This is a genomic window from Streptomyces sp. NPDC001020 (assembly GCF_053599115.1).
On record NZ_JBSFLQ010000003.1, the window covers coordinates 67388 to 85643 of the forward strand.

17 protein-coding genes and 1 riboswitch are annotated in these 18256 nt (G+C 71.5%); of the genes, 9 read left to right on the forward strand and 8 right to left on the reverse strand.

Features of this window, described 5'->3' with window-relative positions; translation table 11 throughout:
- Nucleotides 1-60 precede the first annotated feature (60 nt).
- The 3 genes from ACWDEX_RS03270 to ACWDEX_RS03280 all read right to left on the reverse strand — a co-directional run bounded on the left by ACWDEX_RS03270 (nt 61) and on the right by ACWDEX_RS03280 (nt 2281).
- Nucleotides 61-444, reverse strand: a complete 384-nt coding sequence (locus ACWDEX_RS03270; RefSeq protein WP_450461431.1) for a DUF3040 domain-containing protein — start codon at nt 442-444, stop codon at nt 61-63.
- Between the two features lie 276 nt (nt 445-720).
- The gene (locus ACWDEX_RS03275) at nt 721-1548 is read right to left on the reverse strand and encodes a methyltransferase (protein WP_450461433.1); all 828 of its coding nucleotides are present in this window, start codon (nt 1546-1548) and stop codon (nt 721-723) included.
- Between the two features lie 193 nt (nt 1549-1741).
- Nucleotides 1742-2281, reverse strand: coding sequence for an SAV_6107 family HEPN domain-containing protein (locus ACWDEX_RS03280; RefSeq protein ID WP_450461434.1), 540 nt, complete (start codon nt 2279-2281; stop codon nt 1742-1744).
- A 209-nt stretch (nt 2282-2490) separates the two neighbouring features.
- Here ACWDEX_RS03280 and ACWDEX_RS03285 point away from each other — a divergent pair, with 209 nt between their 5' ends.
- From ACWDEX_RS03285 to ACWDEX_RS03300, 4 genes are all read left to right on the forward strand, one after another.
- Complete coding sequence (locus ACWDEX_RS03285; RefSeq protein ID WP_450461435.1) at nt 2491-3405, forward strand: ATP-binding cassette domain-containing protein; 915 nt, start codon at nt 2491-2493, stop codon at nt 3403-3405.
- Entirely contained in the window at nt 3377-5461 is a 2085-nt protein-coding gene (locus ACWDEX_RS03290; RefSeq protein WP_450461436.1) for a YhgE/Pip family protein, read from the forward strand. The genes ACWDEX_RS03285 and ACWDEX_RS03290 overlap by 29 nt, the downstream gene beginning before the upstream one ends.
- 211 nt (nt 5462-5672) lie before the next feature.
- Complete coding sequence (locus tag ACWDEX_RS03295) at nt 5673-6308, forward strand: TetR/AcrR family transcriptional regulator (RefSeq protein WP_450461437.1); 636 nt, start codon at nt 5673-5675, stop codon at nt 6306-6308.
- Between the two features lie 452 nt (nt 6309-6760).
- Nucleotides 6761-8299, forward strand: a complete 1539-nt coding sequence (locus ACWDEX_RS03300; RefSeq protein WP_450461438.1) for a phytoene desaturase family protein — start codon at nt 6761-6763, stop codon at nt 8297-8299.
- Nucleotides 8300-8312: 13 nt separating this feature from the next.
- Here the strand turns inward: ACWDEX_RS03300 and ACWDEX_RS03305 are convergent, their stop codons facing one another.
- From ACWDEX_RS03305 to ACWDEX_RS03325, 5 genes are all read right to left on the reverse strand, one after another.
- The gene (locus ACWDEX_RS03305) at nt 8313-9173 is read right to left on the reverse strand and encodes an SCO2102 family sporulation regulator (protein WP_450461439.1); all 861 of its coding nucleotides are present in this window, start codon (nt 9171-9173) and stop codon (nt 8313-8315) included.
- 54 nt (nt 9174-9227) lie between these two features.
- The gene (gene metF / locus ACWDEX_RS03310; RefSeq protein WP_450461440.1) at nt 9228-10151 is read right to left on the reverse strand and encodes a methylenetetrahydrofolate reductase [NAD(P)H]; all 924 of its coding nucleotides are present in this window, start codon (nt 10149-10151) and stop codon (nt 9228-9230) included.
- A 157-nt stretch (nt 10152-10308) separates the two neighbouring features.
- Complete coding sequence (gene thiE / locus ACWDEX_RS03315) at nt 10309-10959, reverse strand: thiamine phosphate synthase (protein WP_450461441.1); 651 nt, start codon at nt 10957-10959, stop codon at nt 10309-10311.
- A gap of 93 nt (nt 10960-11052) precedes the next feature.
- Nucleotides 11053-11418, reverse strand: a complete 366-nt coding sequence (locus ACWDEX_RS03320; RefSeq protein ID WP_450461442.1) for an Rv2175c family DNA-binding protein — start codon at nt 11416-11418, stop codon at nt 11053-11055.
- 119 nt (nt 11419-11537) lie between these two features.
- Nucleotides 11538-12764 carry an NAD(P)/FAD-dependent oxidoreductase gene (locus tag ACWDEX_RS03325; protein ID WP_450461443.1) on the reverse strand — a complete coding sequence of 409 codons (1227 nt, stop codon included), beginning with the start codon at nt 12762-12764 and terminating at the stop codon, nt 11538-11540.
- 167 nt (nt 12765-12931) lie between these two features.
- Nucleotides 12932-13045, forward strand: a riboswitch (TPP riboswitch).
- Here ACWDEX_RS03325 and thiO point away from each other — a divergent pair.
- From thiO to ACWDEX_RS03350, 5 genes are all read left to right on the forward strand, one after another.
- Entirely contained in the window at nt 13043-14209 is a 1167-nt protein-coding gene (thiO, locus tag ACWDEX_RS03330; RefSeq protein WP_450461444.1) for a glycine oxidase ThiO, read from the forward strand. (Overlaps the previous riboswitch by 3 nt.)
- Nucleotides 14206-14406, forward strand: a complete 201-nt coding sequence (gene thiS / locus ACWDEX_RS03335) for a sulfur carrier protein ThiS (RefSeq protein ID WP_450461445.1) — start codon at nt 14206-14208, stop codon at nt 14404-14406. Before thiO ends, thiS begins: the two co-directional genes overlap by 4 nt.
- A gap of 3 nt (nt 14407-14409) precedes the next feature.
- A complete protein-coding gene (locus ACWDEX_RS03340) occupies nt 14410-15204 on the forward strand; it encodes a thiazole synthase (RefSeq protein ID WP_450461447.1) in 795 nt (264 codons plus the stop codon).
- 110 nt (nt 15205-15314) lie between these two features.
- Complete coding sequence (gene pknB, locus ACWDEX_RS03345; RefSeq protein WP_450461448.1) at nt 15315-17234, forward strand: Stk1 family PASTA domain-containing Ser/Thr kinase; 1920 nt, start codon at nt 15315-15317, stop codon at nt 17232-17234.
- 61 nt (nt 17235-17295) lie between these two features.
- The gene (locus ACWDEX_RS03350; protein ID WP_450461449.1) at nt 17296-18189 is read left to right on the forward strand and encodes a deoxyribonuclease IV; all 894 of its coding nucleotides are present in this window, start codon (nt 17296-17298) and stop codon (nt 18187-18189) included.
- Nucleotides 18190-18256: the final 67 nt, after the last annotated feature.

Genomic DNA, 18256 nt, shown 5'->3' on the forward strand with positions numbered 1-18256 from the left:
AGGGGCGACCACCTCACGGGTGGTCGCCCCTGCGCTCAGGTCTTCGGCTTGTGCCTGGAGCTAGTGGCCCTGCTCGTCCCGGCGTCGCTGCCAGCGTTGTTCGATGCGGTCCATCATGGAGTGCCGCTGCCGGCCCTGCTTGCGGGCGCCTGGCGCCCCCTGCTCACCCGGCTTGGGGGCCTTGCGCCAACCAGTCACGGCGAGCACGGCGCAGCCCAGCATGACCAGGAATCCGACCACGCTGATCCAGATCTGCTGCGCGACCATTCCGGCCATGAGGAGCGCGATACCAACCAGGAAGCCCACGACCGCCTGGTAGACCCGTCGCCGGGTATACGTACGCAGCCCGCTTCCCTCAAGCGCTGTCGCGAACTTGGGATCTTCGGCGTACAGCGCTCGCTCCATCTGCTCGAGCATTCGCTGCTCGTGCTCCGAGAGCGGCACGGAGTCCTCCTCATCGTGCAGTCGCCGGGGCGACCGGGGGTCCCCTTCAGGATAGGCAGGGAATCGCCCCCTTGAAACCCGCCCCTCTACGCCAATTGGCCAACCGGAACCCGCCATGGCCGTCCCGGCTCGCTGAGGCTTCCATTCCCCGGCGGCCGACCCGTCATGCCGGTCGGTGTCCCTCGATCATACGGCTCGCAGCGCCCGTTCGGGGTGCCTGTGGCGTACACCATCTGCCGCCAAGCCGCTGATCAGCGCCGCGTCACGGGAGGCGGCTCAGGCCCCGGCCGTCCCCTGCGTCTCGCCGAGGACGTGGAGCTGCGTGGCCACGGAGTGGAACGCGGGGACCTCGGCCGCGGCGGCCTCCAGCTTGAGCAGCGCCTCAAAGGCATCCGGCTCGGTGTCCACCAGCACGCCGGGCACGAGGTCGGCGAAGACCCGGACCCCGTGTACCGCGCCGATCCGCAGCCCGGCGTCCTCGACGAGTGCGGTGAGTTGCTCTGCGGTGAAGCGGTGCGGCACGGGGTCACCCTCGCCCCAGCGGCCGTCCGGGTCCTCCAGCGCCTGCTTGGCCTCCGTGAAGTGCCCGGCCAGGGCCCGTGCGAGCACGGCGCCGCCGAGGCCGGCGGCCAGCAGGCTGAGGACGCCGTCGGGGCGCAGCGCGGCGACCACGTTGCGGACGCCCTCGGCCGGGTCGTCCACGTACTCCAGGACACCGTGGCACAGCACCACGTCGTAGCCGGCTCGCTCGACCACGTCGAAGAGGCCGTGGGCGTCGCCCTGGACGCCTCGCACCCGGTCGGCGACACCGGCCTCGGCGGCCCGGCGCTCCAGCGCGAACAGTGCGTTCGGGCTGGGGTCCACGACGGTGACACGGTGGCCGAGGCGGGCGGCGGGCACCGCGAAGTTGCCGCTTCCGCCGCCGGTGTCGAGGACGTCCAGCACGTCCCGCCCCGTGGCCTTGACGCGGCGGTCGAGGGCGTCCTTGAGGACCTCCCAGACCACGGCGGTACGGAGGGAGGCGCGGGGACGAGAGGGGTCGGAGTGCAGCGACGTCGGGTGAGGGTGGTGGTGGGAGACGGGCGGGCGCATCGGGTCCGACACGGCAGTTGACTCCTCGGCGCGGCACCGCCTGGTGTTCGGCGGAGCAATCGGACGGCCTTTCGGCCCCGATACCAGGGCGAAAGGCTTCAGGCGACTCCACCCTATTGCCTCCGGCGCCCTGCTCAGAGCCCCGACCCCACCACCTCGAGGCCCGGCCCGACCCGTGCCGGACGACGCCCGGCAGATCCCCCGCTCACCCAGCGTCCGGCAATGCCCTCCCCTCTTCCCGCCTCGACTGCGGCAGAACCGGCTGCAGCACCAGCATCCGCTCGACCAGGCGCAGGAACATCGCCACATCCCGGATCAGGTCGTCCGCGTCGCGAGTGCCGGCCGCGCCCTGGATGCCGGCCTCGGCGCGGGCCCGGCGGGGAGCTCCGGAGGCGAACAGCGCACTCCACTCGGTGAGCTCGGGCGCTATCTCGGGGAGCACCTCCCAGGCGCTCCTGATCCTGGCGCGGCGCCGCGGCGTGAGCTCCGGGCGCCCGCGCGCGGCGAGTACGGCGGCAGCCGTACGCAGGGCCGCCAGGTGGGCCGTCGCATACCGCTCGTTGGGTGTTTCGAGGGCGGCGGCCTCGTCAAGTCCGGCGCGGGCCTGGGCAAGCAGGTCGAGCGCCGCGGGCGGGGCGGCGGACCGGCGCAGCACGGGGTGCACGTCGCTCGCCGGGGCGGGCAGTGAGGGGGCAGGGCCGGTGCTGCGGCGTCGGGGCGCGGCGGCTGCGTGATGGCTGGCCATGACGAACCTCCTGTCGTCTATGTGACGGCACTGTGGCCGTATGTGCCCATCGTGAGGTATGGCACTGACAGTCCGTTCTGACCTGGGCTTTTGCTTCGCTCAGAGCTTCAAGGATAGTTTGCACTGACCAGTCAGTACAAAAACTTGTCACTACGAAAAACCTGGGCGGGGCCGGGGAGCGGGCGCCCTGCCAGAGAAGCGAGGGGGACATGGACCTGCCACCGACAGCGGCCGGGGTCGCGATCCAGGCCGCGGACTTCGGCCTGAAGGGGCCGCGCGGCTGGGCGTTCCGGGGCGTCGGTTTCGAGGCGGAGCCAGGCTCGTTGATCGCCGTCGAGGGCCCCTCGGGCTCCGGCCGTACCTGTCTGCTGCTCGCCCTCACCGGGCGGATGAAGCCGAGCGAGGGGCGCGCCACGGTCGACGGGCACCGGTTGCCCAAGGCCATGTCGGCGGTGCGAAGGATCAGCGCGCTCGCACACGTACCCGGCGTCACCGATCTCGAGCCGGCGCTCACCGTCGGGGAGCACCTGCGCGAACGGGCCCTGCTGGAAAGCCGGTTCCGGGACCCGCTGCGCGCACTGCTTCGACCGCGTGCGATGGAGACACCCCCTGCTCGAGGCAAGCCGAGGACTTCGGGGAGGGCGGCCGCGACTCGGCTGCGGATCGACACCGCTCTGACCGCCGCGGGACTCGACCAGGAGGCGCTGCCCAAGGGATCCCGTACCGCCGTACGCGACCTGGAGCGCCTGGAAGCGCTGCGACTGTCCGTGGCCCTGGCCCTGATCGGCCGTCCGCGCCTGCTGGCCGTCGACGACACCGACCTCAAGCTCTCCGTCTCCGAACGGGACGAGGCCTGGGCCCTGTTGAGGTCGCTCACCGAGGCCGGGACCACGGTCCTCGCGGTGTGCGGCGAGGCCCCCGAGGGCGCGGTCGTGGTGTCCACGGCACCCGGCACAGGGGGCAGGGCCGCAGGCGCGCAGGACGCCGTGCGCGACGAGCGGGACGAACGCGAGGAACCCGCCCTCGGCAAGCCGTCGGAGGACGGCACAGACGACGCCCCGGACGACCGTACGGACGAGGACAAGGAGACGGCGGATGCGCACGCCGAAGCTGGCCGCGCTTGAGTTCAGGCGGTTCAGCAGGGGGAAACTGCCGCGTGCGGCGCTGGTCGCGCTCCTGCTGCTGCCGTTGCTGTACGGCGCCCTGTATCTGTGGTCGTTCTGGGACCCCTACGGGCGGCTCGACCGCATTCCCGTGGCGCTGGTCAACGACGACAAGGGAGCGACGGCCGCCGGTCGGCGGATCACCGTGGGCGACGACATCGTCAAGGGTCTGCGCGACAGCGACACCTTCGAGTGGCACGAGGTGAGCACCGCCGAGGCCCGCAAGGGCGTCGAGGACGGCACGTACTACCTGTCGCTGACCCTGCCGTCCGACTTCAGCGAGCACATCGCCTCCAGCTCCGGGGACTCCCCCGAGACCGGCGCCCTTCAGGTCCGCACGAACGACGCGAACAACTACATCGTCGGGCAGATCTCCCGCACGGTGTTCAGCGAGGTGCGCACGGCGGCCTCCACCAAGGCGTCGCGATCGTTCCTCGACCGGATCTTCATCTCGTTCTCGGACATCCACGGGGCGACCGTGAAGGCCGCCAAGGGGGCCGACCGGCTCGCGGGTGGTATCAACAAGGCGGAGAAGGGCTCGAAGAACCTCGCCGACGGTCTGACGAAGGCCCAGAAGAACAGCGGGAACCTGTCGGCCGGCCTGAAGAAGCTCGACAAGGGCGCGGGCGACCTCCAGGACGGTGCGCAGCAAGTCGCGGACGGTACCCGGGCACTGGCCGACCGGGTCGGCGGCACGGCCGACCAGGTACGGCCCTTCCTGAAGCAGAACAGCAGGCAGATCGCCGACACCGCGACCCTGGTAGCCGATTCGGTGGGCGTGATCAGCGACCACCTCGACACGTTCGTCAACGCGGCGCCCCTTGCCGAGAGCGGCACCGGCAAGGCGTCCGAGACCCTGGCCGCGGTCTACGCGAAACGCTGCGCCGAAGGGGCCGTACCCGACCCCGCGTGCGACGACCTCGAGAAGGCGAAGGACGCCGCCGCGGACGCGGCACGCCTCTCCAAGGACGTGAACACCGTGGTGCAGGACTACCACGACGACACGACCGCCCTGCAGAAGGACCTGAAGACCCTTCAGCGGCAGGCACGGGCACTCGCCAAGGCCGCGCCGCACCTCTCCGAGGACCTCGACGACGCGGTCACCAAGGTGAACGCGCTCGACAAGGGCGCCGCTTCGGTCGCCAAGGGCGCCAGGAAGCTGCACACCGGCCTCGGCAAGGCGAGCACGGGGGCGGTGGACCTGGACACGGGCATCGGCAAGCTGAAGACCGGCGCGACCGACCTCAACGGCGGCATCTACAAGCTCGTCGACGGCTCCGGGAAGCTCGCGGACGGTCTGCACGACGGCGCGGGCGCGATCCCCGACTACGACAAGAAGGACCGCGACCGGCGGACCGAGGTGATGTCCGACCCGGTGCAACTCGCCTCCAGCGACCTGCACAAGGCGCCCAACTACGGCACCGGCTTCGCCCCGTACTTCATCCCGCTGTCCCTGTGGGTGGGTGCGATGGTGGCGTACATGCTGATCCCGCCGCTGAACCGGCGCGCGCTCGCGGCGGGCGCCCCGGCCTGGCGGATCGCACTGACGGGCTGGCTGCCGGTGGCTGCCGTGGGCGTGCTGCAGACGGCCGCCCTCATGGCGGTGCTGCACTGGGCGGTCGGCCTGCGGATGGCGCGGACGGCCGGGACGATCGGCTTCCTGTTCCTGGTGACGGCGTGTTTCGCGGCGCTGGTCCAGTGGCTGAACGCGCGCTTCGGGGCGGCGGGCAGGATCCTGGTGCTCGCCCTGTTGATGCTGCAGCTGACGTCCGCGGGTGGCACGTACCCCGTGCAGACCAGTCCGGGCTTCTTCAACGCGATCCACCCCTACCTGCCGATGAGTTACGTCGTCGAAGCCCTCAGGAGGCTGATCACCGGCGGCGGTCTGGGACCGGTGTGGCAGGCGTGCGCCGTGCTGACGGCGTTCACCGTGGGCGCCCTCGCGCTCACCGCCCTGTCGGCCCGCCGCAAGCAGGTGTGGACCCTCGACAGGCTGCATCCGGAGCTGAGCCTGTGACGACCGGTACCGAATCCATGCCCTCCGATGTGGCGTTCCCTGTGACAATCAAGGCGGTGGCTCCGCTCCCCCGCCTGAAGGAGGGGGCTTCCGACACGATGGTTGCGGTCGGGCCCGAACGGGCCCCGCGCGGGTCGTGCAGAAAGTGCCACGGGCCAGGAAAACGACTCCCGCACCGGCTGAGGCCGGTGGTCCCCTCGCTAGGAGACTGATGGAACGCAGCAGTGCGGCCGCGCCGGGCGGCTCGACGAGCCGTCGCGAGGCGACCCGGCAGAAGCTCTACGAGGCGGCCGTCACCCTCATCGCGGAGCAGGGGTTCTCCGCGACCACCGTCGACGAGATCGCCGAGCGGGCCGGCGTCGCGAAGGGCACCGTCTACTACAACTTCGCGAGCAAGTCAGTCCTCTTCGAGGAGTTGCTGCGGCACGGCGTGGGGCTCCTCGCCGCCTCCCTCCAGGAGGCGTCCGAGAGGAGTGACCTGTCAGGCGGCACCAAGGTGGACGCCCTGGACGCGATGATCCGCGCGGGGCTCGGCTTCATCGCCCGCTACCCGGCCTTCACCCAGCTGTACGTGGCCGAACTGTGGCGCACCAACCGGGCCTGGCAGTCCACGCTCATGGTGGTCCGGCAACAGGTCGTCATGGTCGTCGAGGGCGTGCTGCGTGAAGGCGTGGCGAACGGCGAGCTCAGCGACGAGATCGACGTCCCGCTGACGGCGGCCGCACTGGTCGGCATGGTCCTGGTGGCGGCCCTGGACTGGCAGTCGTTCCAGCCGGAACGCTCCCTGGACGACGTCCACGCGGCGCTGTCACGGCTGCTCCAGGGACGCGTGAGCGGCGGCAGGTAACGGGTTCGGGGCGCCAAAGCGCCGGTCCGAGGCCTCCGCGGCCACGCGGCCCGCCTCGGTCCGGCACTCCGTCGTGCCCCCGTCATCCCCCGTTCGGCCGTTCCCCCGGTTCCCCCGTGCCTCGCTGCGTCGAACCAGGCCGACGGACGGAACGGCAGGGGCGGACACCGTTCCGCCGCCCCGTGTCGGCGGTGCCGGAGCCGCGCCCCTTTCCCGTGTCTCCACTCTCTCGTTCACGCAGGTCGGACCCATCCGCACAGGTACTCATCTCACCGACTAGGTACGGATACTCAGTCCTGCGCACCCACCCCAGGAACGTCCGGGTCCGATCACTCACGAGCACCCGTCCGGTGCTCCCCGAACGAGCGGCGAGGACGGTTCCGCGGCTGCGCGAAGGCACTGGTCACAGGCCTGCGGCCGGATTGTCAGCGGCGGCCGATAGAGTCCCTGACATGGCACGGATTGCGGTGATCGGCGCCGGGATGGGCGCGATGGCGGCCGCCGCCCGGCTGGCCGTCGCGGGCCACCGGGTGGTGGTGTACGAGCGTACGGAGACATACGGCGGTGCGCTGCGCCGCTTCACACGCGACGGCTTCTCCTTCGACACGGGGCCGGGTCTGCTGCCGCTGCCCGCGGTCTACCGCGACCTGTTCGTCAAGACGGGCAGGGAACCGCTGGAGGACTGCGTCGAGCTGGTCCAGACGGACCCCTCGGCGCGGCATGTCTTCGCGGACGGCACGGAGGTCTCGCTGCCGAACGCGTCACGCGGTGGCGTCGTGGCGGCGCTGGAGGCGGCACTCGGCGGCGGCTCGGGCGAGCGCTGGGGCGACTTCCTGGTGCGGGCGCGCGAGGCCTGGGACCGTACGCGCCGGCCGCTCCTGGAGGAGCCGTTGTGGCCCAACTGGCAGGTGCTGGCCGAGCGTGAGCCGTACCCGGCGGTGGCGCACCGCAAGCTGCTGCGCACCCGGCGGGCCGGCACACTCGCCGAAGTCGGTGCCTGGGAACTGCGCGATCCCCGGCTCGTGTCCCTCCTGGAGAGCCACGCCCTGGCGTACGGCCTGGATCCGCGCACCACTGCGGCGAGCGCGGTCGTGCTTCCGTACATGGAGCACGCCTTCGGCACCTGGTACGTGCGCGGCGGGATGCGGGAGCTGGCGCGCGCCGTGTACGAGCGGTGCGTGGCCCGGAAGGTGGAGTTCGTGTTCGGCGCGGACGTCACCGGGATCGTCGAGAAGGACGGCCGGGCGGCGGGGGTGGAGCTGGCCGGGGGCTGCTCCCGGGCTTCCGGCTCCGAGGGAAAGACAGTGGCGGAGGCCGACCACGTGGTGGCCGGCGTGGATCCCGTACGTCTGAGCACCCTGACAGAGCATCGACTTCAGGACGACGGCGATGTACGGCCGGATCTGCTGACGCCACGTCGGGGGCGCTTCACCGTGCTGCTGGCGCTGCGCGGTCGACGTGAGGCGGGTGCCGCGCACCGCACGATCGTGCACACCCCCGACCGCACGGCCGAACTGGATTTCGTGTCGTCCCGCACGAAGGAACCGGCGAAGCCCACGGTGAGCGTGCTGCGGCCGGACGACCCCGCCCTGCGTCCGGACGACGAGCACGAGTCGGTGGTCCTCTCCGCAGCGGCACCGACGGACGTCGACTGGACCGTCGGTGACGCGGCCGAGCGCTTCGCCGACCTCATGGTCACCGCTGCCGACACCGCCGTCCCCGGGCTGCGGGACCGGCTCATATGGCGTCAGGTGCGCACTCCGCACCACACCGCAGAGGAGACGGGCGCCGACGGCGGAGCAGTGCCGCATCCCGCACTCGCCGGCGGTGACGGCCGCGGCCTGTTCCCGGCCAACTCCAGCCGTCTGCCCGGCCTGTACCTGGTCGGCGGCTGGTCCCACCCCGGCGGCGGCCTCCCGCACGCCGGCATGTCGGGCGCGCTGGTGGCCGGACTCATCGTGGAGGGGCCGGGCTTCCGGGGCTCGCAGTGAGGGATCCGGCCGCTCAGTAGCGGTACTGCTCGTCGTAACCGTTTCCGTGCGCCGTGCCGTTGCCCTGGTACGGGTACGGCTGCTCCGCCGGGAGTTCACCACCGAACGCCTCGCCGGGGGTGCGCTGTTGAGGAACCCAGACGCCGCCGGGCGGGGTCTCCGCGTAGCCGCCGGTGGCGTACTGGTCCTGGCCGTACGCCTGCTGCCCGTACTGCTGCCCGCCGTCGTGCGCGGTGTCGTACGAGCCGCCGTAGCTCTGCGTGCCGGCGTACGGGTCGGAGTAGCCGTCGTACTGCTGCCGGCCGTCGCCATAGTCGTACTGCTGCTGCCCGTACCCGGAGTAGCCGTCGTACGCGTAGTTCTGCGGCTGGTCCTGGGGCTCGGCGGCGTACGCCGTGTTGTTGTAGACGCCGTAGGAACCGGTGTCCTCCGGCAGGGGCTGCGGGTCGTAGACGGCACTCGACGCCGCCGCGGTCTCCGCGGGCTGCGAACCGGAGAAGACGTCGTCGTGGCCGTCGTGGGCATCCTGTGGGTGGTGCTCGCCGGACGCCTCAGGCGCCGGATCCTGGGGGGCTGCCTCGCGCCGACGGCGCTTGCTTGCGCCACCACCCTCGTGGTCACGGTGGCCGACCGCCCAGCCGGACGCGAAACCGCGCCGGAACGACAGGGTCACATAGGTCTGTCCGACCGCGAAGGCGGCCAAGCCCAGCCCGATGACCACCACGGAGGAGATCAGGACACCGAGCACGACGCCCAGGAAGCCGGTGAAGGCGAGCAACCGCCAGCGCAGGCGCGCCTTGTACTGCAACAGCACCTCGCCGAGCAACCACAGCGCGACGATGCCGAACGCAATGTAGAGGGCCGTCCAGCCCATGTACGCCCCTCTCCCAGTGGCCGCTACGCCGTATGTCGTACGCCGCTGCGGCGGTCAGGCCCGCTGTGGATGGTGCAGACCCAGGTTTTCGTAGATTTCGAGCGTCGCCGTGGAGCTGTTGAGCGTGATGAAGTGCAGCCCGGGGACTCCCTCGGCCAGCAGCCTCGCACAGAACTCCGTTGCGAACTCGATACCAATGGAGCGTACCGCCGCCGCGTCGTCCTTCGCTGCGAGGATCCGTTCTTTCAGAGCGGCCGGGATGGCGGCGTTGCTGAGCTGCGGCAGCCGCTCCAGCATCCGCACGCTGGTCACGGGCATCACCTCGGGGATGACCGGGGTCCCGCAGCCCGCCGCGACGACCCTGTCGCGCAGGCGCAGATAGGACTCCGGCTGGAAGAACATCTGCGTGATGGCGTAGTCGGCACCGGCCCGGCACTTGTCGACGAAGTGCGAGACGTCGATGTCCCAGTCGCTGGAGCGCGGGTGCATCTCGGGGAACGCGGCGACACCGACGCAGAAGTCGCCCGACTCCTTGATGAGCCGGACGAGTTCGGCCGCGTAGGTCAGACCCTTGGGGTGCGGCACCCACTCGCCCATGGGGTCGCCGGGCGGGTCGCCGCGGACGGCCAGCATATTGCGGATCCCGGCGTCGGCGTACTGACCGATGATGTTGCGCAGCTCCGCGACGGAGTGGTCGACCGCGGTGAGGTGGGCGACCGGCGTGAGCGTCGTGTCGGCGACGATCTGCTCGGTCTCCTTGACCGTGCCGGCCCTCGTGGAGCCGCCCGCACCGTAGGTCACGGAGACGAAGTCAGGGGCGACCGCCTCGACCCTTCTGAGCGCGCTCCACAGGTTCCGCTCACCCTTGGGGGTCTTCGGCGCCGAGAACTCGAAGGAGTACGTCGTCTTGCCGGAGGCGAGGATGTCGCGCACCGTACGTGCTCGATCAGTCCTGGTGGATGCGGTTCCGAGGGCCATAGTCGCAGGTTAGCCAGGGGGTGCCGGTCACCCAACCAGACGGGGATGATTCGTCCGAATTGTCTTCCAGTTGTCCATCTATCGGACACCGGGGCGGCAACAACTCACCGTGGCCTACCGAGCGCACAGGGGGCGCACCTCACGGTAACGAGCCCTGTCACACCGCGCGCACCCGCTTGGCGAGCTCCGCCGCAGCCGCACCGGGATCGTCCGCCTCGGTGATCGCGCGTACGACGACCACGCGGCGGGCGCCGGCCTCAAGGACCTCGTCCAGGTTGCCGAGGTCGATACCGCCGATGGCGAACCAGGGGCGGTCAGTGCCCAGAGCGGCGGTGTGGCGGACCAGGCCCAGGCCCGGGGCCGGGCGGCCGGGTTTGGTGGGGGTTGGCCAGCAGGGGCCCGTGCAGAAGTAGTCCACACCCTCCTGGACAGCGGCCGCCTCGGCTTCCGCCTCGGAGTGCGTGGAGCGGCCTATCAGGACGTCACCGCCGAGGACGGCGCGGGCCGCGGGGACCGGGAGGTCGCCCTGGCCCAGGTGCAGGACGTCGGACGCTGCGGCGTGGGCGACGTCCGCGCGGTCGTTCACCGCCAGCAGCTTGCCGTGGCGTGCGCAGGCGTCGGCGAGGACCTGAAGGTGGTCCAGCTCCTCGGCGGCCTCCATGCCCTTGTCGCGCAGTTGCACGATGTCGACCCCGCCGGCAAGGACCGCGTCGAGGAACTCGGCGAGGTCGCCCTGGCGCCTACGGGCGTCCGTGCACAGGTAGACGCGTGCGTCGGCCAGGAGGGCGGTGCGGCGGGTGTTGGGCACGGTGGTCCCCCGTTGTCGGTGGCGTACGGGCCACGGCGGGCGCGGACAGCCCGGGCCGCGGCCCGTACGCCGGACGGTCGTAATCGGATCTGATCAGACGGCGAGCGCCTGCGCGCGACGCTTCACCTCCGTGCCGCGATTCTCACTGAGGGCCTGGGCGGGGGTTCCGGGCAGGGTCGGGTCGGGGGTGAAGAGCCACTCCAGCATCTCTTCGTCCGTGAAGCCGTCGTCCCGCAGCAGCGTCAGGGTGCCGGTCAGGCCCCTGACGACCTTGTCCCCGTCGATGAAGGCGGCGGGGACGTGCAGCGCCCGGTTCTCGCCACGGCGTACGGCGATGAGCTGGCCCTCCTTGACCAACTGCCGCACGCGGGTCACCTCGACGTCGAGCGCTTCGGCGATCTCGGGGAGGTTGAGCCAGGCGGGGACGAGAGCATCGATCTTTGCGTCAATCTCGGTCACGGGACAAGGGTGCCATCCCGGACTGACAGTCGGAAGCTGAGCGCCTCCGGCGGGGTGCCAGTTGCCCCGGTAGGGGGTGTCGCCCACCCAGGGCGGGGCTGTCGCCGGTGGAGCAGCGGCTACGCCGTCGCCTCCTTCAGGGGGCGGGAGGGGTCCGGCAGTCGCTCCGGGTCCATGGTGGCGCCCGCTTCGATCAGGCGGCGGCCCTGGGCCAGGTCCCTGGGCCTGCCCACCGCCAGGAGGGCCACCAGACGGCCGGAGCGCAGCCAGCACACCGTCCAGGACGCTCCTTCCGGGGCACCCCGCCACACCATGGTGTCCGCGGAGGTGTGGTGGCCCACGTACTGGACGAAGCGGCCGAACTGCTCCGACCAGAAGTAGGGCACCGGGTCGTACGCCGCCGGCACTTCTCCGATGATGTTCGCGGCCACCGTGCGCGGGCCCTGGAGGGCGTTGTCCCAGTGGTGGACCAGCAGGCGTTCCTCGTAACGCCCCGACGGGAAGGACGTGCAGTCCCCGACCGCGTACACGTCCGGCACCGACGTGCGCAGATACTCGTCCGCCAGGACCTCGCCGTGGTCGCCGAGCGCGACACCGGAACCGGCGAGCCACGCCGTGGCCGGACGCGCTCCGATACCCACGACCACCGCGCCCGCGGGCACCCGCGAGCCGTCGTCGAGCACCACGGCTCCCGTCTCGACGCGTTCCACGCGTGCGTGGGTGCGCAGATCCGTCCCGCTGTCCGCGTACCAGGCCGCCATCGGCGCGGCCACTTCCGCGGGCAGCGCCCCAGCGAGCGGCCGGTCCGCGGCCTCCACCACGGTCACCGCGCAGCCTGCCTCGCGTGCGGCGGTGGCGAACTCGGCGCCGATCCATCCCGCGCCCACCACCACGATGTCGTGCTGCTCGGCGAGGACCGGCCGCAGCCGCTCGGCGTCGTCCAACGTGCGCAGCAGATGCACACCGGGGACGCCTTCCGCGCCCGGCAGCCGGATCGGCTCCGCCCCCGTCGCGAGGACCAGGACGTCGTACGGGACAGGGCCCTCGGCGGTGTCCAGTTCGTGGTCGTCGGGACGCACGCCGAGCGCCTCGCAGCCCAGCCGGAGCTCGATGTCCAGGGCCTCGAAGTCGACGTCGAAGGCGGAGCCCTCGGCCTTGCCGAGCAGCACGGCCTTGGACAGCGGCGGCCTGTCGTACGGCTGGTGCGGCTCCGCGCCGATCAGCGTCACGCTGCCGGTGAACCCCTGTTCCCGCAGGGCGACCGCGGTCTGTACCCCGGCCATGCCCGCGCCCACGACGACGACGCGCCGTGCCGATCCGCCCCGTGCCTGCGTCTGCTCGCTCACCTGATCACCTTAGACAACTGACAACCCGTCAGTCAGGGGGCGTGCTGAGTGACCTGTTCCACAACACTCGCCCCCTGCGCACGTCCGCGGCTCCCCCGGTGGCCTGGGCCTCGTACGTGACGGGGGGGCGAAGGCCTGACCGTCGGTGGGTCTAGGGTGGCCACCGTACAAGCACTCGCGGGAGCCCGGACGCACCGGGCTGAGAGGGAGGCTGGGACGGCCTCCGACCGTACGAACCTGATCCGGGTCATGCCGGCGAAGGGAGGGGCTGGACGCCCATGTCGTCTCCACGTACATCCGACGTCCTCGTCGTCGGGGGCGGGATCATAGGCCTGGTGACGGCCTGGCGCGCCGCGCAACACGGATTCGCCACAGCCGTCGTGGACCCCGAGCCGGGCGGCGGGGCAGCCCTGGTGGCCGCCGGGATGCTCGCCGCCGTCAGCGAGCTGTCCCACGGCGAGCAGACCCTGCTCGGCCTCACTCTGGCGTCCGCGCGCCGCTATCCGGACTTCGCCGCGGAGCTGACCGAGGCCACCGGCCAGGACCTCGGCTACCGCAGGTGCGGCACGCTCACTGTCGCGCTCGACGCCGACGACCGCGCCCATCTGCGCGAGCTGCACGCCCTGCGGCAGCGGTCGGGCCTGGAGTCGGAGTGGCTGAACGGGCGCGAGTGCCGCCGCCTGGAGCCGATGCTCGCGCCGGGCGTGAGCGGGGGACTCAGGGCCGACGGCGATCACCAGATCGATCCGCGCCGTCTCGCCGGGGCCCTGGTGACGGCCTGCGAGCGTGCGGAAGTGGTCTTCCACCGGGTGTGGGCAGAGCGGCTGTCGGTGGCGCGGGAGCGGGCTGCCGGGGTCAGGACCGCCGACGGCGCCGACCTCGCCGCGGGACGGGTCGTCCTCGCCGCGGGCAGTCTCAGCGGGCGGCTCGCGGGAGTCCCGGACGATGTCCTGCCGCCCGTGCGCCCTGTGAAGGGCCAGGTACTGCGGCTGACCGTGCCGAAGCGGCAGGCGCCGTTCCTGAGCCGTACCGTGCGCGCCGTGGTCCGCGGCAGTCAGGTCTACCTGGTGCCGCGGGAGAGCGGTGAGCTGGTCGTCGGCGCGACCAGCGAGGAGCTGGGCTGGGACACCACGGTCACCGCGGGCGGCGTGTACGAGCTGCTGCGGGACGCGCACGAGCTGGTCCCCGGGATCACCGAGCTGCCGCTCACCGAGACCCGTGCGGGACTGCGGCCCGGCTCCCCCGACAACGCGCCGCTGCTCGGCCCGACGGAGCTGGAGGGTCTGCTGCTGGCCACCGGGCACCACCGCAACGGCGTCCTGCTCACCCCGATCACCGGCGATGTCCTGGCGCACGCCCTGACCACCGGCGAGCTCCCCGCCGAGGCCCGCCCCTTCACCCCCAGGCGCTTCACCGCCGCAGCACCCACGGAGCAGCCCGTATGAACATCTCGGTCAACGGGGAGCCCCGGCAGGTCGCTCCCGGTACCGCGCTCGACGCGCTCGTGCAGGCCCTCACCGAAGCCCCCTCGGGTGTGGCCGCCGCCCTCAACGAAACCGTCGTCCCGCGCACGCAATGGCCGTCGACGCCCCTGTCCGAGGGGGATCGCGTCGAGGTCCTCACCGCCGTCCAAGGAGGCTGACGCATGGCTGACGACCCCTTCGTCCTCGGCGGTACCGCCCTCACATCCCGGCTGATCATGGGGACCGGCGGTGCGCCCAGTCTCGATGTGCTGGAGCGGGCGCTGGTGGCCTCCGGTACCGAGCTGACAACGGTCGCAATGCGGCGTGTCGACACCTCGGTGCACGGCTCGGTCCTCTCGGTGCTCGACAGGCTGGGCATCCGGGTGCTGCCCAACACGGCGGGCTGCTTCACCGCGGGCGAGGCGGTGCTGACCGCCCGGCTGGCCCGTGAGGCGCTCGGCACGGATCTCGTCAAGCTGGAGGTCATCGCCGACGAGCGGACCCTGCTGCCCGACCCGATCGAGCTGCTGGACGCGGCCGAGACACTGGTCGACGACGGTTTCACCGTGCTGCCGTACACGAACGACGACCCCGTCCTCGCCCGCAGGCTGGAGGACGTCGGCTGTGCCGCGATCATGCCGCTCGGCTCGCCGATCGGCTCCGGGCTCGGCATCCGCAACCCGCACAACTTCGAGCTGATCGTGGAGCACGCGCGTGTGCCGGTCATTCTGGACGCGGGCGCGGGTACGGCGTCGGACGCGGCGTTCGCCATGGAGCTGGGGTGCGCGGGTGTGATGCTCGCCTCGGCGGTGACCCGGGCCCGGGAGCCCGTACTGATGGCTCGGGCCATGCGGCACGCGGTGGAGGCGGGCCGGCTGGCCCGGCGGGCGGGCCGCATTCCGCGCCGGCACTTCGCGGAGGCGTCGTCCCCCGCGCAGGGCAGGGCACGGCTGGACCCGGAGCGGCCGGCGTTCTGAGCCCGCTCGCGGCCAGGGGGCTGCGAGGTGCGTCACAGGTCGGCTCCAGTCCTGCTCCGTCGCCACTGGAACGGGCGAGAGTGACGGTGTGCCCTCGTAGACTCACCTGCGTGGATACGACCCTTAAGGACCCGCTCGTCGGGCAGGTGCTCGACGGCCGCTATCGCGTCGACGCGCGGATCGCGGTCGGCGGGATGGCCACGGTCTACCGGGCCGTGGACACCCGCCTCGACCGTGTCCTCGCGCTCAAGGTGATGCACCCGACGCTGGCCGCCGACGGCTCGTTCGTCGAGCGCTTCATCCGCGAGGCCAAGTCGGTCGCGCGGCTCGCCCACCCGAACGTGGTGCAGGTCTTCGACCAGGGCACCGACGGGTCGTACGTCTACCTCGCCATGGAGTACGTCGCCGGGTGCACCCTGCGCGATGTGCTGCGGGAGCGCGGGGCGCTGCAGCCGCGCGCGGCCCTGGGCATCCTGGAGCCGGTGCTGGCCGCGCTGGGCGCCGCGCACCGCGCCGGGTTCGTGCACCGCGACATGAAGCCGGAGAACGTCCTGATAGGGGACGACGGCCGGGTCAAGGTGGCGGACTTCGGTCTGGTCCGTGCCGTGGACACCGTCACCGACGACACGACGGGCGCCGTACTCGGCACGGTGTCGTATCTCGCTCCCGAGCAGATCGAGCACGGTACGGCCGATCCCAGGGTCGATGTGTACGCGTGCGGGGTCGTCCTCTACGAGATGCTCACCGGTGCCAAGCCGCATGACGGCGACTCCCCCGCCCAGGTGCTCTACCAGCACCTCCACGAGGACGTGCCGACGCCGTCGGCACTGGTGCCGGGGCTGGCGCCAGAACTCGACGAGCTGGTCGTCTCGGCGACCGCGCGCAGGCCGGAGCAGCGCCCGGGCGACGCGGTGGCGCTGCTCGGCCAGGTACTCAGGACGCGCAGCGCGCTCACCGCCGAGCAGCTGGACGCCGTACCGCCGCAGGCCATCACCTCGGAGCACGACAACGCCGAGGACCGCACGAGTGTGATCCCGCGGCTGCTGCCCCTCGCCCCGCCCGTCAACGAGGACGAGGAGTCCATACTCAACCGGACGAGCCGGCTGGAGACCCCGCCGTCGGAGCCGCCGCGGCGCTCCGTGCTCCCCCGGCGGGGTCTGCTCGCGCTCGTGGTGGCCGTGCTGGTGGTGTTCGGCGTGGGCACGGGCGTCTGGTACATCAACTCCGGCCAGTTCACCAAGGTCCCGCCGCTGCTCGCCAAGACCGAGGCACAGGCGCGGGAGCGGTTGAAGAAGGACGGACTCGACGTCAAGCAGGTCAAGCACGCCTACAGCGACACGGTCAAGCGTGGCACGGTGATCAGCAGCGACCCGACGACGGGCGCGCGGATCCGCTCCAACGACTCGGTGTCGCTGACCATCTCGGACGGTCCCGAGACCGTGAAGGTGCCCGATCTGAAGGGCTACCCGCTGGCCAAGGCGCAGGACCGGCTCAAGCAGGACGGCCTGGTCGCGGGTATGGTCACGCGCGCCTTCAGCGAGGACGTACGCAAGGGCTCGGTGATCGGCACGGATCCCGGGACGGGCACCATGCGGCACAGCGGTTCGGCGATCGCCCTCACCGTCAGCAGGGGCGCCCCGGTGGACGTGCCCGACGTGACAGGCACGTCCGTCGACGACGCCACGGCGACGTTGCGGGGGGCGGGTCTGAAGGTGGAGATCGCCGATACGCGGGTCACGTCGGAGTTCGACGCCGGACAGGTCGCCCGGCAGTCGCCGGGCGCGGACGCGGAGCTCGGCGAGGGCGACACGGTGACGCTGACGATCTCCAAGGGCCCCGAGATGGTCAAGGTCCCGGACGTGGTCGGCAACAGCGTCGACGACGCGAAGCAGGCCCTGAAGAGCGCCGGCTTCGAGGTCGAGGAGGACCGAGGCATTCTGGGCTTGTTCGGCGACACGGTCAAGAGCCAGTCGGTGAAGGGCGGCGACAAGGCGCCGAAGGGGTCGACGATCACCATCAAGATCCGCTGACGGGCACCCATGGCGCGGACCGGCCGGTAGGGCGCCCGAGGCCGCGTGACACCCTTGACGGGTGAGCACTCAGCAGTCCCGCGCCGCCTCCGGCGTCCTTCGCAATCCCATCGGCGGTCACGTCCCCGTCGCCGGCGGTCTGCACTCCGTCGGGCTGGCCTACGCCCGCGACCTCGGGGCCGAGACCGTGCAGGTCTTCGTCGCCAATCCGCGCGGCTGGGCGACGCCCGTCGGCAATCCACGGCAGGACGAGGAGTTCCGGGCCGCGTGTGCCGCCGGGTCGATCCCGGTGTATGTGCACGCGCCCTATCTGATCAACTTCGGTTCGCACACCCAGGCGACCGTCGAGAAGTCCGTGGAGTCCTTGCGTCACTCGTTGCGCCGGGGCCGAGAGATCGGGGCGCTCGGTGTCGTGGTGCACACCGGGAGTGCCACCGGCGGCCGGGACCGGGCCGTGGCGTTGAAGCAGGTGCGCGAGCACATGCTGCCCCTGCTGGACGAACTGACGCACGACGACGACCCGTACCTCCTACTGGAGTCGACCGCCGGTCAGGGTGCCTCGCTGTGCTCCCGCACCTGGGACTTCGGACCGTACTTCGAAGCCCTCGACGCGCACCCCAGGCTGGGCGTCTGCCTCGACACCTGCCATGTGTTCGCCGCCGGGCACGATCTGACCGGTCCGGACGGGATGCACCGGACCCTGGACCTGCTGGTGGACACCGTCGGTGAGGGGCGGCTCAGGCTGATCCACGCCAATGACTCCAAGGACGTGGTCGGCGCCCACAAGGACCGCCACGCGAACATCGGTTCCGGTCACATAGGAGAGGACCCGTTCCGCGCGCTGATGACCCATCCGGCCACTGCGGGCGTGCCGGTGATCATCGAGACGCCCGGCGGCAAGGAAGGGCACGCAGCGGATGTGGAGCGACTGAAAAGCCTTCGGCGCCAGGACTGACGGAATACCCCCTGGGGGTATACGGTTCCATGAAAGGAAAGGAACCGCCTGACGCAGGGGGACGGCC

Coding starts and splice junctions, on each gene's coding strand:
- ACWDEX_RS03300 (WP_450461438.1), top strand. CDS start 6,761: ATGGCACGGATTGCGGTGATCGGCGCCGGGATGGGCGCGATGGCGGCC.
- ACWDEX_RS03340 (WP_450461447.1), top strand. CDS start 14,410: ATGGCTGACGACCCCTTCGTCCTCGGCGGTACCGCCCTCACATCCCGG.
- thiS (WP_450461445.1), top strand. CDS start 14,206: ATGAACATCTCGGTCAACGGGGAGCCCCGGCAGGTCGCTCCCGGTACC.
- ACWDEX_RS03285 (WP_450461435.1), top strand. CDS start 2,491: ATGGACCTGCCACCGACAGCGGCCGGGGTCGCGATCCAGGCCGCGGAC.
- ACWDEX_RS03305 (WP_450461439.1), bottom strand. CDS start 9,173: ATGGGCTGGACGGCCCTCTACATTGCGTTCGGCATCGTCGCGCTGTGG.
- ACWDEX_RS03280 (WP_450461434.1), bottom strand. CDS start 2,281: ATGGCCAGCCATCACGCAGCCGCCGCGCCCCGACGCCGCAGCACCGGC.
- metF (WP_450461440.1), bottom strand. CDS start 10,151: ATGGCCCTCGGAACCGCATCCACCAGGACTGATCGAGCACGTACGGTG.
- thiO (WP_450461444.1), top strand. CDS start 13,043: ATGTCGTCTCCACGTACATCCGACGTCCTCGTCGTCGGGGGCGGGATC.
- ACWDEX_RS03290 (WP_450461436.1), top strand. CDS start 3,377: ATGCGCACGCCGAAGCTGGCCGCGCTTGAGTTCAGGCGGTTCAGCAGG.
- ACWDEX_RS03295 (WP_450461437.1), top strand. CDS start 5,673: ATGGAACGCAGCAGTGCGGCCGCGCCGGGCGGCTCGACGAGCCGTCGC.